This window comes from Curtobacterium sp. LFS084, assembly GCF_047977705.1.
In the GTDB taxonomy this organism is placed as follows: Bacteria; Actinomycetota; Actinomycetes; order Actinomycetales; family Microbacteriaceae; genus Curtobacterium.
The window spans coordinates 1-16,175 of record NZ_JBFPFM010000037.1; the positions used below are offsets into that span (position 1 = coordinate 1).

14 protein-coding genes are annotated in these 16,175 nt (G+C 72.1%); 6 read left to right on the forward strand and 8 right to left on the reverse strand.

The window, feature by feature from the left end; genetic code table 11:
- Positions 1-16: 16 nt before the first annotated feature.
- The 4 genes from ald to ACNQOV_RS15260 all read right to left on the reverse strand — a co-directional run bounded on the left by ald (position 17) and on the right by ACNQOV_RS15260 (position 4,678).
- Complete coding sequence (ald, locus tag ACNQOV_RS15245) at positions 17-1,117, reverse strand: alanine dehydrogenase (protein ID WP_416395558.1); 1,101 nt, start codon at positions 1,115-1,117, stop codon at positions 17-19.
- 125 nt (positions 1,118-1,242) lie between these two features.
- A complete protein-coding gene (locus tag ACNQOV_RS15250; protein WP_416395560.1) occupies positions 1,243-2,631 on the reverse strand; it encodes an FAD-binding oxidoreductase in 1,389 nt (462 codons plus the stop codon).
- A 35-nt stretch (positions 2,632-2,666) separates the two neighbouring features.
- On the reverse strand, positions 2,667-3,653 hold the full coding sequence (locus ACNQOV_RS15255) for a helix-turn-helix transcriptional regulator (RefSeq protein ID WP_022905764.1): 987 nt from the start codon (positions 3,651-3,653) through the stop codon (positions 2,667-2,669).
- 62 nt (positions 3,654-3,715) lie between these two features.
- On the reverse strand, positions 3,716-4,678 hold the full coding sequence (locus ACNQOV_RS15260) for a sugar-binding transcriptional regulator (protein ID WP_022905765.1): 963 nt from the start codon (positions 4,676-4,678) through the stop codon (positions 3,716-3,718).
- A 180-nt stretch (positions 4,679-4,858) separates the two neighbouring features.
- Here ACNQOV_RS15260 and ACNQOV_RS15265 point away from each other — a divergent pair, with 180 nt between their 5' ends.
- Positions 4,859-6,601, forward strand: coding sequence for a glycerol-3-phosphate dehydrogenase/oxidase (locus tag ACNQOV_RS15265; RefSeq protein ID WP_022905766.1), 1,743 nt, complete (start codon positions 4,859-4,861; stop codon positions 6,599-6,601).
- A 75-nt stretch (positions 6,602-6,676) separates the two neighbouring features.
- On the opposite strand, the gene ACNQOV_RS15270 is transcribed toward ACNQOV_RS15265, so the two are convergent.
- Positions 6,677-7,333 carry a histidine phosphatase family protein gene (locus ACNQOV_RS15270; RefSeq protein WP_022905671.1) on the reverse strand — a complete coding sequence of 219 codons (657 nt, stop codon included), beginning with the start codon at positions 7,331-7,333 and terminating at the stop codon, positions 6,677-6,679.
- 28 nt (positions 7,334-7,361) lie between these two features.
- Positions 7,362-7,484, reverse strand: a complete 123-nt coding sequence (ykgO, locus tag ACNQOV_RS15275) for a type B 50S ribosomal protein L36 (protein WP_022905672.1) — start codon at positions 7,482-7,484, stop codon at positions 7,362-7,364.
- A 60-nt stretch (positions 7,485-7,544) separates the two neighbouring features.
- Here ykgO and ACNQOV_RS15280 point away from each other — a divergent pair, with 60 nt between their 5' ends.
- A complete protein-coding gene (locus ACNQOV_RS15280) occupies positions 7,545-8,567 on the forward strand; it encodes a GTP-binding protein (RefSeq protein WP_416395563.1) in 1,023 nt (340 codons plus the stop codon).
- A gap of 204 nt (positions 8,568-8,771) precedes the next feature.
- Here ACNQOV_RS15280 and ACNQOV_RS15285 read toward each other — a convergent pair whose 3' ends face one another.
- The gene (locus ACNQOV_RS15285) at positions 8,772-10,304 is read right to left on the reverse strand and encodes an MFS transporter (protein WP_416395565.1); all 1,533 of its coding nucleotides are present in this window, start codon (positions 10,302-10,304) and stop codon (positions 8,772-8,774) included.
- 189 nt (positions 10,305-10,493) lie between these two features.
- On the opposite strand from ACNQOV_RS15285, the gene ACNQOV_RS15290 reads away from it, so the two are divergent.
- Complete coding sequence (locus ACNQOV_RS15290) at positions 10,494-11,018, forward strand: DinB family protein (RefSeq protein WP_416395567.1); 525 nt, start codon at positions 10,494-10,496, stop codon at positions 11,016-11,018.
- Positions 11,019-11,161: 143 nt separating this feature from the next.
- Here the strand turns inward: ACNQOV_RS15290 and ACNQOV_RS15295 are convergent, their stop codons facing one another.
- Positions 11,162-12,127 (reverse strand): sugar-binding transcriptional regulator, encoded by a 966-nt coding sequence (locus ACNQOV_RS15295; RefSeq protein WP_402269096.1) that lies wholly within the window; start codon positions 12,125-12,127, stop codon positions 11,162-11,164.
- A 285-nt stretch (positions 12,128-12,412) separates the two neighbouring features.
- On the opposite strand from ACNQOV_RS15295, the gene ACNQOV_RS15300 reads away from it, so the two are divergent.
- The 3 genes from ACNQOV_RS15300 to ACNQOV_RS15310 all read left to right on the forward strand — a co-directional run bounded on the left by ACNQOV_RS15300 (position 12,413) and on the right by ACNQOV_RS15310 (position 15,995).
- The gene (locus tag ACNQOV_RS15300; RefSeq protein ID WP_083857838.1) at positions 12,413-13,657 is read left to right on the forward strand and encodes an RbtT/DalT/CsbX family MFS transporter; all 1,245 of its coding nucleotides are present in this window, start codon (positions 12,413-12,415) and stop codon (positions 13,655-13,657) included.
- A gap of 110 nt (positions 13,658-13,767) precedes the next feature.
- Positions 13,768-15,507: a dihydroxyacetone kinase family protein gene (locus tag ACNQOV_RS15305; protein ID WP_416395569.1), complete on the forward strand. Its 1,740-nt coding sequence runs from the start codon at positions 13,768-13,770 to the stop codon at positions 15,505-15,507.
- Complete coding sequence (locus ACNQOV_RS15310) at positions 15,504-15,995, forward strand: ribose-5-phosphate isomerase (protein WP_402269093.1); 492 nt, start codon at positions 15,504-15,506, stop codon at positions 15,993-15,995. Before ACNQOV_RS15305 ends, ACNQOV_RS15310 begins: the two co-directional genes overlap by 4 nt.
- The last annotated feature ends 180 nt before the right edge of the window (positions 15,996-16,175 follow it).

Consider the following 16,175-nt stretch of genomic DNA (forward strand, 5'->3'; position numbering starts at 1 on the left):
CGCAGCGCCCGCGCGGCTAGCGCGCCGCGGCCGCCAGGCCGTGCGCCTCGGCCACGGCGGCGTTCACGACCTGCCCCGCGTGCACGTTCACCCCGAGCGCCAGGGCCGGGTCCGCCGCCGTCGCCGCCTCCCACCCCTGGTTCGCGATCGCGACGGCGTACGGCAGCGTCGCGTTCGTCAGCGAGATCGTTGAGGTGCGCGGCACCGCTCCCGGCATGTTCGCCACGCAGTAGAACACGGTGTCGTGCACGGCGAACGTCGGGTCGTCGTGGGTGGTCGGGTGCGAGCCCTCGAAGCAGCCGCCCTGGTCGATCGCAATGTCGACGAGCACCGACCCGGGCTGCATGTCCGCCACCATGGCGTCGGTCACGAGCTTCGGCGCCGAGGCCCCGGGGATGAGCACCGAGCCGATCACGAGGTCGGCGTCGCGCAGGGCCGAGGCGATCGCGTGCGCCGAGGAGCGCAGCGTCGTGACGCGGCCGTCGAACCGGGCGTCGAGGGCACGCAGGCGCGGCAGGCTGATGTCGAACACGGTGACCTCGGCGCCGAGGCCGAGCGCCATCGTCGCGGCGTGCTCCCCCGCGACCCCGCCGCCGATGACGACGACACGGCCCTTCGGGGTACCGGGGACGCCGCCGAGCAGCAGCCCGCGCCCGCCGTGCGCCCGCATGAGGTGGTTCGCACCGACCTGCGCCGACAGCCGACCGGCGATCTCGGACATCGGCGACAGCAGCGGCAGCGACCGGTCCGGCAGCTGGACGGTCTCGTACGCGATGGCCGTCGCACCGGAGTCGATCAACGCGTCGGTCAGCGGTCGGTCCGCAGCGAGGTGCAGGTACGTGAACAGGACCTGGCCCGGGCGGATCGACGCGTACTCGGCGGCGACCGGCTCCTTGACCTTGAGGATCATCTCGGCACGCGCCCAGACCTCGGCGGCCGTCGGGACGATCGTCGCGCCGGCGGCCGCGTACTCGGCGTCGGGGAACGAGGACCCGTCCCCGGCTCCCGACTGCACGAGCACCTCGTGGCCGTGTAGCGCCAGCTCGGCGACGCCGGCCGGGGTGGCGGCGACGCGGAATTCGTTGTTCTTGATCTCGGTGGGGACGCCGATGAGCATTGCGGACTCCTTCGTGGGCGGTGCGTACGTCCTCACCATTGAGCGCCGGATTCGTTACGGCGACGTTTCCTCCGAACATCCGAGCGATCGAGCGCGAAATCGTCCGACAGGATTCGGCGGAACGGTCAGAACACCTTGCCCGGGTTCAGGATCCCCGCGGGGTCGAACACCCGTCGGATCCCGCGCTGCAGCTCGAGCACGTCGTCCCCGAGCTCGTCGCCGATCCACCGCCGTTTGAGGACGCCCACCCCGTGCTCCCCCGTCAGCGTCCCGCCGAGCTCGATCGCCGCGCGGAACATCGCGTCGGCCGCGTCCCACACGTGCTGCGGCACCTCGTCGCCCGCGAACACGAAGTTCGGGTGCAGGTTGCCGTCACCGGCATGCGCGACGGTCGGGATCGCGATGCCGTACGCCGCACCGATCGCCTCGACGCGCGCGAACATCTCGGCCAGCCGGCTGCGCGGCACCGCGACGTCCTCGATGAGGACGCGGCCCCGCGCCTCCATGGCCGGGTGGAACGACCGCCGGATCGTCAGCAGGCGGTCGCGTTCCGCCGCGGAGCCGGCCAGGTGCACGGTCCCGCCTTCGGCCTGGAGGCGCGGCACGGCACCCAGCGCGGCCTCGGTCGCGCCCGGTCCGTCGTACTCCACGAGGAGGAACACCCCGCCCGCCGCGGTGCTCCCAACGGTCTCGGCGATCACCTGCGGCCCGAGGTGGGCGGCGATCCCCTCGAGCGCGGCGGCGTCGAGCAGCTCGACCGTGGACGGCCGGTCCGCTCCCGCCACGACGGACGCCGCGGCACGCGCCGCCGCCTCGACGCTCGGGTAGACGGCGCCGAGGGTGGCCGGCTCCCCCGCCGGGACCGGCACGAGCCGGACGGTCGCGCCGACGATCACCCCGAGCGTGCCCTCGGACCCGACGAGCAGCGCCGTGAGGTCGAGTCCGGTGACGCCCTTGACGGTGCGGTGTCCGGTCGAGACGAGTCGTCCGTCCGCGAGCACGACGTCGAGCCCGAGCACCGCTTCCCGCGTGACGCCGTACTTGACGCACCGCAGCCCGCCGGCGTTGGTGGCGATGTTGCCGCCGACGCTCGCGATGGCCGCACTCGCCGGGTCCGGGGCGAACCGCAGCCCGTGCTCGGCCACCGCGGCGTTGAGGTCGCCGTTCAGCACCCCGGGCTCCACCACCGCGTACTCGTCGTCGACCGAGACCCGCACGATGCGGTCCATCCGGGCGACGCTGAGCACGACCGTGCCCTCGGTGCCGTTCGCGCCGCCGGCGAGGCCGGTGCCCGCACCGCGCGGGACCACGGGGACCCCGAGCGCCGAGCACGTGCGGAGCGTGGCCTGCACGTGCTCGACCGTCCGGGCCTCGACGACCGCGACGGGGCCACCGGGGGCGACCCAGCCGGACTTGTCGGTCCGCGCGGCGTCGAGCACGTCCCGCTCGGTCCGGACGAGGGTGCCGTCCGGATCGGCGAGGGCGGAGCGGAGGGCGGTGACGACGGTGTCCATCCGGCCACGCTACGACAGCGCGGCGGACGCCGGGGTCAGTGCGCGCGCAGCGACTCGCTCGGCAGCTCGCCGAACCGCGCCCGGTACGTCGCCGAGAAGCGTCCGAGGTGTCCGAACCCCCACGCCCGCGCGATGTCGGCCACCGAGGTCGCGTCGCGGTCGCCGCGCACCAGGTCCGCGCGGGCGCCGTCGAGCCGGACGCTGCGGAGCAGGTCGCCCGGCGTCTGGTCGAGGTGCCGCCGGAGCGACTGCTGCAGGCCGCGCGGACTCAGGCCGGCCGCGGCGGCGATCTCCGGCGTGCCGATCGGCTCGCGGGCGTGCTCGTGCACGTACTCGAGGGCACGACGGAGCCGGGCGTGCTCGGGCCCGCTGCCGGTGACCGACGTGCGCCAGCGGCTCCGTTCCGGGAAGGCCGCGACGGCCGCGCGCACGAACGCCTCGGCGATGTCCCGCTGGGCGAGGGCGGTCAGTTCGTTCCCGACGTCGAGCCACGTCGCCGAGTGTGCCCGCACGACCGACTGCCACGCGCGCATGCCCTCGACCGTCGGACGGCGGAGCGGCTCGAAGGCGAAGTCGTCGTCGCCGACGACCGAGCGCACGAACCCGGCGTCGAGGTGCACGAGGTTCAGCCCGATGTCGCGGTGGTGGAGCGCGTAGGTGTCGGCGAAGGGCAGCACGACCGGCACGCCCGGCTCGAGGTGGACGTCCGCGCCGTCGTACGAGATCGTGCTCGCCCCGCTCCGCAGCCAGGCGACGAGGAACGCGTCGTCGACACGGCTGTCGCTCCGCAGGTCAACGAGGAACCGCGACGAGCGGAGGGACAGCCGGTCGTCGCCGACGCCCGCGAACTCCCACCGGGTGTCGGTGCGGGTGCGGCGGACGGCGGGCGAGCGGAAGGCGTAGTCACCGGCGAAGAAGGCGAGCGCCTGGTCGACGTCGGTGCCGGCGATGCGCCGGGAGTACCGCGTGTCCCCGGACCGGCGAACGCCGGCGGCGTGGCGGGTGTCCATCGTGGCGACCATGTCGAGGAACCTACGGGGCACCACCGACAATCCGGGCCCGCGGTCCGGAGGACCCGGACCGTTCAGGGCTGCAGGATCGCCTGTCCGACGCTCTCGTCGAGGATGAGGTCCGTGATCAGCCCCGCGGCGAGCGCACCCTTCAGCGACGCGGCCTTCGAGCGTCCGGCGACGACGCAGACCCGGCGCGGCGCGCGCTTGATCGTGTCGAGGTCCGGGGCACCGGCGCGGGCGTTCACCCCGATGTCCTTCCACGACCCGTCCGCCCGGTAGAACACCGTCGAGACGTCGCCGACGACCTGCGCCTTGGTGAGCTCGTCGCGGTCGGACGGGTCGAGGTACCCGCCGGAGTAGACGTGCGAGGGCACGGGCGCCTGGGGCGCCCCGACGCCGAAGACCACCAGGTCCATCCGCTCGTGCAGGTCGAGCACCCGGCGGATCGACCGCTCGCGGAAGAGCGCCTGCTTCGTGGCGGGGTCGTCGAAGAACGCCGGGACGGGGAACTGCTGCACGAACGCGCCGTACGCCTCGCCGAACCGGCGGAGGATCTCGGACGCGTAGACGATGCCGGTCGTCCGGGTGTTCGCGGCGCCGTTGATCTGGACGACCGTCGAGCCGTGGGTGGTCTTCGGCACGAGGTACCGGCTCACCGCACTCACGGTCGAACCCCACGAGATCCCGATCACCATGTTCGACTCGACGTACTGCGTCAGGATGCGCGCAGCGGACAGGGCGACGCGTTCGAGCCGGTCGACGTCGCTCGTGTGGTCCGGCACCGGGACGACGTGCGCGTGCACCCCGAAGCGCGAGCGGATGCTCCGGCTGAGCGCCGCGGCCTGGTCGAGCGGCGAGCGGATCTGGATGTCGACGAGCCCGGTGTCCCTCGCGTACTTGAGCAGGCGGGAGACCGAGGACCGCGAGGTGCCGAGCTCGTCGGCGATCGCGTCCATCGTCAGGTCCTGCAGGTAGTACAGGTGCGCGGCGCGCAGCGCCTGCTGCGTGCGCATGGGCTGCGCTGCGTCACTCATGGGAACTGAGCATGCACGGACGTGCACGGCCTCTGCAACCCCTGTCGCGCCTCCCGGCCCTCCTCCGGCCACTCCGGACACGTGTGCTGCACGTTCGTGCACGCGAGTTGCCCGCCCTCTCACCGAAGCGCACGATCGATGACGAACCACCACGGAACCCACGAAGGAAGCGACGCACCAATGTCGAAGAAGACGCAGCCCCGGAACACGGTGAACGCGCTCACGGAGCGCCCGAACGCACAGGTCCTCGTGGTCGGTGGCGGCATCAACGGCATCGCCACCTTCCGCGACCTCGCCCTGCAGGGCGTCGACGTCGCCCTCGTCGAGCGCGGCGACTACGCCTCGGGTGCGTCCGCCGCCTCGAGCCACATGATCCACGGCGGCATCCGCTACCTCGAGAACGGCGAGTTCCGTCTCGTCCGCGAGAGCGTGCAGGAGCGCAACGGCCTCATCCGGATCGCCCCGCACTACGTCAAGCCGCTGCAGACGACGATGCCGATCTTCTCGACGTTCTCGGGCATCATGAACGCCCCGCTGCGGATGCTCACGCACAAGCAGCGCTCGACGAAGGAGCGCGGCGCCGCGCTCATCAAGATCGGCATGACGATCTACGACTCCTTCTCGCGCGACGGCGGCTCCGTCCCGAAGCACCGCTTCCTCACGAAGAAGGCGGCGCTCGAGGACATGCCGGCGCTCAACAAGGACCTCAAGTACACGGGCACCTACTACGACGCGTCGGTGCACGAGCCGGAGCGCCTCGCGCTCGACGTGCTCAAGGACGGGCTCGCCGCGGGGAAGGGCGAGGGTTCGGCGTCGACCGCCCGCGCCGTCAACTACGTCGAGGCCGCCGGCACCCGTGACGGCGGCGTCCTGCTCCGCGACCAGGAGACCGGCGAGGAGTTCGTCTTCACCGCCGACGTCGTCGTGAACGCATCCGGCCCCTGGACCGACCTGACGAACCAGGCGTTCGGCGGCGCGACGACGTTCATGGGCGGCACGAAGGGCTCCCACATCGTCGTCGACAACCCCGAGCTGCTCGAGGCGACGAAGGGCCGCGAGCTGTTCTTCGAGAACAACGACGGCCGCATCGTGCTCATCTACCCGCTCAAGGGCCGGGTCCTCATCGGCACGACGGACATCGACGCCGACCCGTCGAAGCCGGTCGTCACCACCGACGAGGAGATCGACTACTTCTTCGGCCTGGTGCAGCACGTCTTCCCGCAGATCGCGCTCACCCGCGACCACATCGTCTACAGCTACTCCGGCATCCGGCCGCTGCCCCGCCACGAGGACACCGCGCCCGGCTTCGTCTCGCGCGACTACCGGATCGTCGACACCCCGATCGCCGGGCTGCCGCACTCGACCGTGCTGTCGCTCGTCGGCGGCAAGTGGACGACCTTCCGCGCCCTCGCCGCGCACCTGTCCACCGACGTCACGACCAAGCTCGGCGTGACCCGCACGGTCGACACCACCGGCATGCCGATCGGCGGCGGCAAGGACTTCCCGACCACGGACGCCCAGCGTGCCCTGTGGATCAAGTCGCACCGCGACGGCCTCGACGCCTCCGTCGTCGAGGGACTGCTCGAGCGCTACGGCACCCGTGCCGCCGAGGTCGTGGACGTCCTGGTCGACGGCCCCGTCGAGCCCCTCGAGTCCGACCCGGGCCTCACCCGTGCCGAGGTCGCGTACTTCGCCGAGCGCGAGCAGGCCGTGCACCTGGTCGACGTGGTCCTGCGGCGCACGAACCTCGCCTTCGTCGGCGGGGTCACGATCGACCTGCTCGACGAGCTGGCGGACGTGCTCGCCGGGTCGCTCGGCTGGACGCCCGAGGAGCGTGCGGACGAGGTCCAGCACACGCTCGACGTCCTGCGCGAGGCGCACCGGGTGATCGTGCCGCTGACGTCGGCGTCGCAGCTCGCGTAGTCCACGCGACCGACCACGGAACGGGAGGCGCGGGGCCGGCTGGCCCCGCGCCTCCCGTTCCGTCTGCCGGTCGCGTCAGAACCGCTCGCCGGTCGGGTCCTGCGCCGTCCGGTCGATGAGCTGCTCGCCGCCGACGGGCTCGCCCTCCCAGTCGACGAGGCGCCAGCCGTCGTCGAAGGAGCCCTCGAGCTCGACGATCCCGGTGTTCTCCAGGTGGCGCTTCGTGCCGAAGTGGTCCGGGGTGTTGTCGGCGGCGGCGCTCGCCCACGTCCGGATCGCGGCACCGTGGCTGACCGCGGCCGCCACCTCGACGCCGGTCGCGAGGATCTGCCGGACCGCGTCGTCGTAACGCGCGAAGAACTCGGTGCCGCTCTCGCCGCCGGGCATCCGGGTCGTGCGGTCCCCGAGTGACCAGCCGTGCACGGTCGAGATGTACGTCTGGACGGACACCTGGTCGCGCTTGCCCTGGGTGTCGCCGGCCTCGATCTCGCGGAGCCCCGGCAGCACCACCGGCTCGAGGCCGAGCGACGCGGCGAGCGGTGCCGCGGTGATCTGCGTCCGGACCATCGTCGACGCGAAGAGCCGCTCGATCCCCCGGTCGGCGAGCGCCGCCGGCAGGGCGTCGGCCTGCTGCTGCCCGAGTTCGGTGAGTCCCGGCCCGGGGACGACGGCGTCGAGGACACCGTTCACGTTCGCAGGGGTCTGGCCGTGGCGGATGAGCAGCAGTCGCATGGAGCCACCCTACGGAACGCCGGTGACGTCACCCCTGCCGGGTGTTCCACCGCGGGTTCTGCTTGTTGATGACGTACACGCGGCCCCGGCGGCGGACCACCTGCGACCCGGGGATCTTCTTGAGTGCCTTGAGCGAGTTGCGGACCTTCACGGGGTTCTCCTTCGTCGACGTCTTAGTTGTTGAGAACGATGATCATGTAGATTAGCCCACATGCTTCCCGCCGCCATCACCCTCGTCTCCGCCATGCACGACGTCGACGCCGACCGGGTGGCCGCACGGCTCTCGGTCGGCCACCGGATGCACGCCACCGGGAGTGCCGTCGCCGCGGCCCGGTCCGTCGCCGAGCGCGCCGAGCACCTCGACCGGGTGTGCGGACCGGACGCCGACCACGGCCTCGTCGTCACACTGCCGCCCGGTGCCGACACCCGCGCCGTGGGGATGATGCTCGCGAACGCCGCGCGCGCGGAGACCGGCGACGACCGGGTGCTCCGGCACATCGTCAGCGTCCTGCGCGCGGACGACGTCGCCCACCTGCTCTGGTCCGACGTCGACGACGCCTTCGTCGCGGCCGACCGGGTGGCGGCCCTCGTAGAGTACGCCACGGTCGTCGTCCTCGACCGGGTCGGCCCGGTGCCGGTGGGACGGCGTCGCAGCCTCCTCGCGCTGCTGCACCGGCTCGCCCCGCAGGCGGTCGTCGTGGCCGGATCGTCGATCCGGAGCGCCGCCGACCTACCCGCGTCGAACGGCGGTGCGGCACGGGTCCTCGCGCACGGAGCGGGCTGGATGCGGGCGCTGTCGGGCTCGGGCGGACGGGACCCCCGGGACGGCCTCGTCGCCATGCGCTACCGCGAGCCGCTGCCGTTCCACCCCGGGCGGCTGGCGTCGGTCATCGAGCGGGACCTCGCGGCGGGGCGGAACGGCCGGGTGCTGCGGTCACGGGGGTTCTTCCGACTGGCCTCGCGCCCGGACCACGTCGGGTCGTGGTCGAGCCTCGGGGCGATGCTCGCGCTCGACCCCACCGCGAACCCGTCGTGGGACGCCGACGCCCCGATCGGGCAGGCGCTCTGGTTCGTCGGCGAGCGACTCGACGTGCCGGCGATCGAGCGCGCGCTGGACGGGGCGCTCCTCACGCCGGACGAACTCCTCGCGGGGCCGGACGTCTGGCGCGCGTGGGCGGACCCGTTCCCGGTGTGGCCGGCACTCGACGCGTCCGAGGAGCACCGGCACGAGTGACGCGGGCGCTGCCCGACGCCGAGCGCTGCCCGACGCGGGCGACGCGGGCGCTGCCCGACGCCGAGCGACAACCTCGTTGTCGTACGACCACCACGATGTCGTTCCCGCCGCCGTGCAACAACCCGCGGGTGCAACGAACGACGAGGTCGATGTCGTACGACATCGACCTCGTCGTTCCGAGTCGAGCGATCGGTCACCCCGGCGTCAGCGCGCCGCGGCCACCTCGCCCTCGCGCGCGGCCTCGCGGGCACGGCGGGCGGCGTCCTCGGCGGCGAACGGCAGGTCGCCCAGGTCGAGGTGCGGATTCGTGTCCTGCGTCAGCACGAGCTCGCGGGCTTCCTCCGCGGTCTCCACCGCCGGCATCGACCCGGGCAGCGGGCGGCGCGAGGACTCCTTCATGCAGAACACCCCGATCGCCCCGACGACGCTCGTCGCCATCAGGAAGTACGCCGGCGCGAGCTCGTCGCCCGTCGCCGTGAGCAGGGCCTGCACGATGAGGGGCGTCGTCCCGCCGAACACCGCGATCGCGATGTTGTAGGCGAAGCCCATGCCGCCGTAGCGCGTCGACGTCGGGAACAGCGCCGGCAGCGAGGCCGCCTGGTTCGACACCCACAGCGCGGTCATGAGCGCGAGGAGCCCGAGACCCGCGAGCGTCGACCACTGCGCGCCGTGCCCGATCAGCATGAACGCCGGCACGACGAGCACGACGGTCGTCGCGGCCCCGATCCACATCACGACGCGACGGCCGAGCCGGTCGGACAGCTTGCCCGTGAGCGGGAGCATCACCGCGAGGAGCAGGAGCACCGGGATCGTGAGCAGCGTGCCGTCGAGCGCCGAGTAGCCGAGCGAGTCGGTGAGGTACGTCGGCATGTACGAGGTCAGCGCGTACCCGACGGTGTTCGACGCGGCGACGAGCATCACGGCGATGACGATGGGGCGCCAGTGGTCACGGACCATGGCGAAGACGTTCGCGGGGCGCTCGCCCTCGAAGGACGCGCGGGTCTCGGTCGCGGCCTCCTGCGCGGCCTGGGTGGCCTGGAAGACCGGGGACTCCTCGATGCGCAGGCGGAACCAGATCGCGACGACCCCGATGACCCCGGCGGCGAGGAACGGGAAGCGCCAGCCGTACGCGGTCATCGCCTCGTCGCCGAGGGTGATCTGCAGGACGGAGACGACCGTCGCGCCGAGCGCGAAGCCGAAGTAGCTGCCGAAGTCGAGGATGCTCGCGAAGAACCCGCGGCGACGGTCCGGCGCGTACTCGGTCACGAACGTCGTCGCCCCGGCGTACTCGCCACCGGTCGAGAAGCCCTGCGCGAGCTTCAGCACGACCAGGACGACCGGCGCGAACACGCCGATCGTGGCGTAGGCGGGCAGCGCGCCGATGAGGAACGTCGACGTCGCCATCATGATGAGCGTCGTCGCGAGGACCTTCTGCCGCCCGATGCGGTCGCCGAGACGACCGAACACGATGCCGCCGAGCGGCCGGGCGATGTACGTGGCCGCGAAGACACCGAGGCTGAACAGGATCTGGACCGCGGGCTCGGCCGTCGGGAGGAAGACCTTCCCCATCGTGACGGCCAGGTAGCCGTAGACGCCGACGTCGTACCACTCCATGGTGTTGCCGACGACCATGCCGCTGACGGCTCGTCGCATCATGCTCTTGTCGACCACGGTGACGTCGCTCTCGCGGAGCCGTCGGTGCGGTCGGGTCGGGGTACTGCTGGGGTCGGAACCCATGCGTTTCTCCTCGGAGGATCGGCGGGCCGACGGGTACCGGCCCGGGAACAGCCGTCGACGATACCGAGCGACCGGAACGTCATTGACCGGTGATTCACAGGGACCGGCGTGTCCCCCGGACGGGGGTCGGCGTCGATCGCCTCGGGCACGCGGATCGGAGCGGACGGTGACAGGCCGTACCATCCAGCCATGGCGATCGAACCCGAGACGAAGAACTGGACGTGGGTCATCGAGTCCGCGTGCCCCGAGTGCGGCTACGACGGCAGCGCGGTCACGATCCGCGACGTCCCGGGGATCGTCGACGCGAACACCTCGGCGTGGCCGGCGATCCTCGACCGTGAGGACGTGCGCGACCGCCCCGACGAGAACACCTGGTCACCGCTCGAGTACGCCGCGCACGTGCGCGACGTGCACCGCAAGATGGCCGAGCGGTTGGCACTCATGCTCGCCGAGGACGCCCCGACCTTCCCGAACTGGGACCAGGACGCCACGGCCGTCGAGGACCGCTACGGCGAGCAGGACCCCGCCACCGTCGTGCGGGAGCTCGGCGAGGCGGCGCACCGTGCTGCCCGGGCCTTCGACGACGTGCGGGAGGACCAGCTGGGACGCACCGGCCTCCGGTCCGACGGCAGCGCCTTCACCGTCGCCACGCTCGCCACCTACTACGCGCACGACCCGGTGCACCACCTGTGGGACGTGCGGCGCACGCGGTAGACGCACCACCCGGCGGACGGGAGGCGCGGTGCGGGCCCGCCCCGCGCCTCCCGTCCCACGCGTCGGGACCGCCGAGCGACGCGTGACAGGTCGCCACGACTGTGCCGTCGCCCGCCGCCACCCGACCCCGGCGTGGTCCGCCGTCAGGCGAGCGCGTCGAGGAGGGCTCGCGCCGTGGCGGCGTCCGTCACGAGCTCGTTGACCAGCCGACCCCGGACGGCGCCGATGATGCTCGCCACCTTCGCCTCACCGACCGCGACGCCGACGGCGTGCGGGATGCCGGCGAGGACCTCGCGAGACGTCCTGACCATCCGATCGCTCCCGGGGAACTCGATCGCCGAGCCGTCGGCCGCGAAGAAGTTGAGACACACGTCACCAGCCGCGTACTGGAACGCAGCATCCTCCACCGGGACGCCCCGTGCGATCGCGTCCCGCGTCGCGGTCGGCGCGCCGATCCCGAGCACGGCGCCCTTCGCACTGCTCCACAGACCGACGACGTGCTGGAACGCAGGGTCCTCGTCGAGTGTGGCCCGCATGGCCGGGGACGGTATCGCCTGCGCGAAGAGGAAGGCGGGGATCGCACCGGAGTGCTCAGCGGCCGTCCTCGTGATCTCGTTGGTCTGGAACCACGGCATCGGGTCGGCCTGACCACCGACGGTCGGGACGAGCTGGACACCGGACAGACGCGGCATCCCGGCGCGCGCGACGTCGTAGACGGTCCGGCCGGACGACATCAGCACGGCGTCCCCCGCCGTGAGCCCCATGCCCTCGAAGGCCGTGGCGACCGCCCCCGCGAGGTCGACGCCGAGCGTGGCCGGATGGGTGACCGCAGCGAGGTGGACGGCGTGCAGCCCGAGCACCACCTGCAGTCGTTCGGCGAGCGCGACGGTCTCGTCCTGGAAGGGGTCGACGACCTCGATCCGGACCAGTCCAGCCCGGCGGGCCTCCGCGACGAGCCGGCTCACGGTCGGCCGTGAAACACCGAGCCTGGACGCGATCTCCACCTGGGTGGCGTCCTCGAGGTAGTACATCCTTGCCGCCTGGTAGACGGTGTCGAGCGGGAACCGCGTGCGCCCGGCCTCCGTCGGCGCGGTGATGTCGGAGGACATGTGGCACTGCCTTTCGGGACGTCGCCGACACCGGTCGACGAGCGATCGGTTCGCGCGGACACGTCGATCGTATCGCCGCGTGGAGTGCCGACCGGAGCGCACGCCCGGCGACGTGCTCGCAGATCCCGTGACCGTCGGTTGAAATTATGTTCTGGACAAACGTTCCAACAGTGTAGAGTCATCAGCAGTTCGCAGACCACCAGGACACAGGAGTCAAGGATGTCGACGACGACCCAACGCCCGACCACTGCGCCAGCAACCCACCCAGAGGGGCGACTGGACCGGATGGGGATCCCGAAGCCGCTCGCGCTCGGGTTCGTCGCCGTGCTGGTCTTCATGACCGGGAACGGCGTCGAGTCGAACTTCATCACACCGCACATGGTCGCCGTGCTCGGTAGCCCTGAGGCCACCGTCGCGACGATCGTGACCTTCTACAGCCTCGCTGCGCTCATCGGCTCGTACGTGTCCGGTGCCCTGTCCGACCTGGTCGGTCCGCGCCGCGTCATGGTGCTCGGCTTCGGCGTGTGGGTCGTCTTCGAGGTGCTGTTCCTCGTCGCCCTCGCGCTCGGCAGCGTCCCGTTCGCGGCAGTGTCGTACGCGCTGCGCGGATTCGGCTACCCGCTCTTCGCGTTCGCGTTCCTCGTGTGGGTGAACATCACCACGCCCGTCGAGCGGAACGGCTCGGCCGTCGGCTGGTTCTACGTGGCGTTCACCGGCGGACTCCCCACGCTCGGCTCGCTCTTCGCCATCGGCGCGATCCCGGCGTTCGGCGGCGGTACGGGCGGGGAGACCGGCGCCATGATCGCCTCGATCGGCCTCGTCCTGATCGGCTTCCTCGTCATGTTCTTCGGCGTCCGCCTGCCGAACGGGTTCCGCCGGATCGCGCCCGAGGGCGAGACCGCCTGGCGGGTCCTGACGAGCGGCATCCGCCTCACCCTCACCCGCCCGAAGGTCCTGATGGGATTCCTCGTCCGACTGATCAACACGGCACCCGAGTTCGGCATGTTCGTCGTCCTGCCCGCCGTGATCGCCGACGACCGCGGGTGGGGGCAGGGTCGCTGGCTCCTGATGACGGTGTGCGTGTACGCGACGAACATCCTCGTCAACGCCCTGTTCGGCTGGGTCGGCGACCGCATCGGCTGGCAGCGCACCGTCAAGTGGTTCGGCATCGTCGGATCGGCGACCGGACTCGTGGCCTGGTGGTACGTGCCGCAGCTCGTCCCCGCCGGATCGGACTGGGGGTACGTGCTCTCGGTCGTGGCGGGATGCGTCTTCGGCTGCCTGCTCGCCGGCTTCGTGCCGATGGGCGCGATCATGCCGGCGCTGGCACCCGACCACAAGGGCGCCGCGATGGCGATGTACACCACCGCGGCCGGCGGGGCCGCGTTCCTCGGCACCGGTGTCGTCGCGGCGGTGTTCGCGCTCGGCGGCGGTGGCCAGGCGGTCACGTGGACCTTCGTCGGCCTGTACGCCTGCGCGTTCGTGATGGTCCACTTCCTGCGTGTCCCGCAGGGCACCAAGGCCCACTGAGCTCCCGGGTGGCAGCGGCCGTCCCGCCGCCACCCGGTGCACGACCCCGGGCGGTGTCGGCCGTCCCGACGCCGCCCGGCCCCACGACCCACCACCACCGGAGGACCAGCATGACGACCATCCACGACGATCCCGAGGACTTCGCCGACGACCAGTTCGCCGGTTGGACCGCGCTCTACGCCGACCGCGTGCGCGGTGTCCACGGTGGCGTGGTGGCGCTCCCCACCGCCGCAGCCGAGCCCCAGGTCGCCGTCGTCGTCGGCGGCGGGTCGGGACACTACCCCGCGTTCTGCGGGATCGTCGGACCGGGGTTCGCGACCGGTGCCGTCGTCGGCAACGTCTTCACCTCGCCGTCGACCGCGCAGGTGTACTCGGTGGCGAAGGCCGCCGACCAAGGCCGGGGCGTCGTGCTCACGTTCGGGAACTACGCCGGTGACGTGATGAACTTCGGGATCGCCGCAGAACGGCTGAACGCCGAGGGCATCCCGACCCGGGTCGTCATCGTCACCGACGACGTCGCGAGTGCCGAAGAACCCGCGCGTCGTCGTGGTATCGCGGGCGACTTCTCGGTCTTCAAGGCGATGGGTGCCGCGGCCGCGGCGGGAGCATCGTTGGACGACGTCGAGCGCGTCGGCAACGCCGCGAACGCCGCCACCCGGACCATCGGCGTCGCGTTCTCCGGCTGCACCATGCCCGGCGCCGCCGAGCCGCTGTTCTCCGTCCCCGAGGGCCACCTCGGACTCGGACTCGGCATCCACGGTGAGCCCGGCATCGAGGACGTCCCGCTGCTGCCGGCGCGCGAGCTCGCATCGCTCCTCGTCGACCGGCTGCTGGCCGAGCGCCCGGCGGGGGCCACACGGGTGGCCCCGATCCTCAACGGACTCGGCGACACGAAGTACGAGGAACTCTTCCTCCTGTGGGGGCGTGTGCTCCCGCTGCTGACCGAGGCCGGCCTCGAGGTCGTCGAGCCCGAGGTCGGCGAACTCGTCACCAGCCTGGACATGGGCGGGTGCTCGCTGACGCTGCAGTGGCTCGACGACGAGCTCGAGCGCTACTGGCGTGCCGACGCCTACACGCCCGCGTACCGCAAGGTGGCAGCGCCGGTCGCAGCGCTCGTGCCGGCCGACGCGGTGGAGGACGCCGCGGCGGAGGCGATGGAGGTGCCGGACGCGACCACCGCCTCCCGGCAGGCCGCCGACACGGCGCGCGACGCGCTCGTCGCGGTCGAGGCGCTGCTGCGCGAGCACGAGGAGGAACTCGGCCGCATCGACGCCGTCGCCGGTGACGGCGACCACGGCCGCGGCATGGTCAAGGGCGCGAGCGCGGCCCGCAGGGCCGTCGACCGTCTCGACCGGGAGGCAGGAGTCGCGTTCGTCATCGGACGCGCCGGTGACGCGTGGGCCGAGTTCGCGGGCGGCACCTCCGGTGTCCTCTGGGGTGCAGCCCTCGAGGCGTTCGGTCGATCGCTCCGCGACGACCGCGAGACCTACCGGGCCGCGGACATCGTCGACGCAGCGCAGGCCTTCGCCGACTCGATCGTGCACCTCGGACGAGCCTCCCGCGGCGACAAGACGCTGCTCGACGCCCTCCTCCCCTTCGTCGACGCGCTGCGCGCCGGGGTCGAGGGCGGCCAGGACACCGCGACCGCATGGCGCGCCGCCGCCGCGATCGCCGTCACCGAGGCGGCCGCGACCGCCGAGCTGCGTCCGAAGATCGGCCGCGCGCGACCGCTCGCAGAGAAGAGCGTGGGCACCCCCGACGCGGGTGCCACGTCGATGGGGATGATCCTCACCCGGGTCGGCGAGGTCCTCGCCACCCGTGCTGACCGACTGGAAGGAACACACGCATGACGTACCGACTCGTGATCGGCTCGGACGACGCCGGCTTCGACTACAAGGAGGTCATCAAGCGCGATCTGCTCGCCGACGACCGGGTGGCCTCGGTCGAGGACGTCGGGGTCGATGCCGACGGACACACCGCCTACCCGCACGTGGCCGTCGACGCCGCACGGATGGTCGCCGACGGCAGGGCGGACCGGGCGATCCTGATCTGCGGCACCGGGCTCGGGGTGGCGATCAGCGCGAACAAGGTCCCGGGCATCCGGGCAGTGACCGCGCACGACTCCTTCAGTGTCGAGCGGTCGGTGCTCTCGAACGACGCGCAGGTGCTCTGCATGGGCCAGCGGGTCATCGGTGTCGAGCTGGCACGTCGACTCGCGAAGGAGTGGCTCGGGTACGAGTTCGACCCGTCGTCGGCGAGCGCCGAGAAGGTCGCCGCGATCTGCTCCTACGACGGGTCCGCTCCGGTGGGGACCGACGCGACGGCGGAGGCGGAGTAGCCGGCACGCGGCTGCCCGCGGCTCGCCCGCACCAGGACCGACCGGGACGACGAAGCGTCGTCCCGGTCGGTCCTTCGTCGTCCCTTCCGGTCCTTCGTCGTCCCTTTCGGTCCTTCGTCGTCCCGGCAGGTCCTTCGTCGTCCCGGCAGGTCCTCCGTGCGGTCGCCGACAGACGGGTAC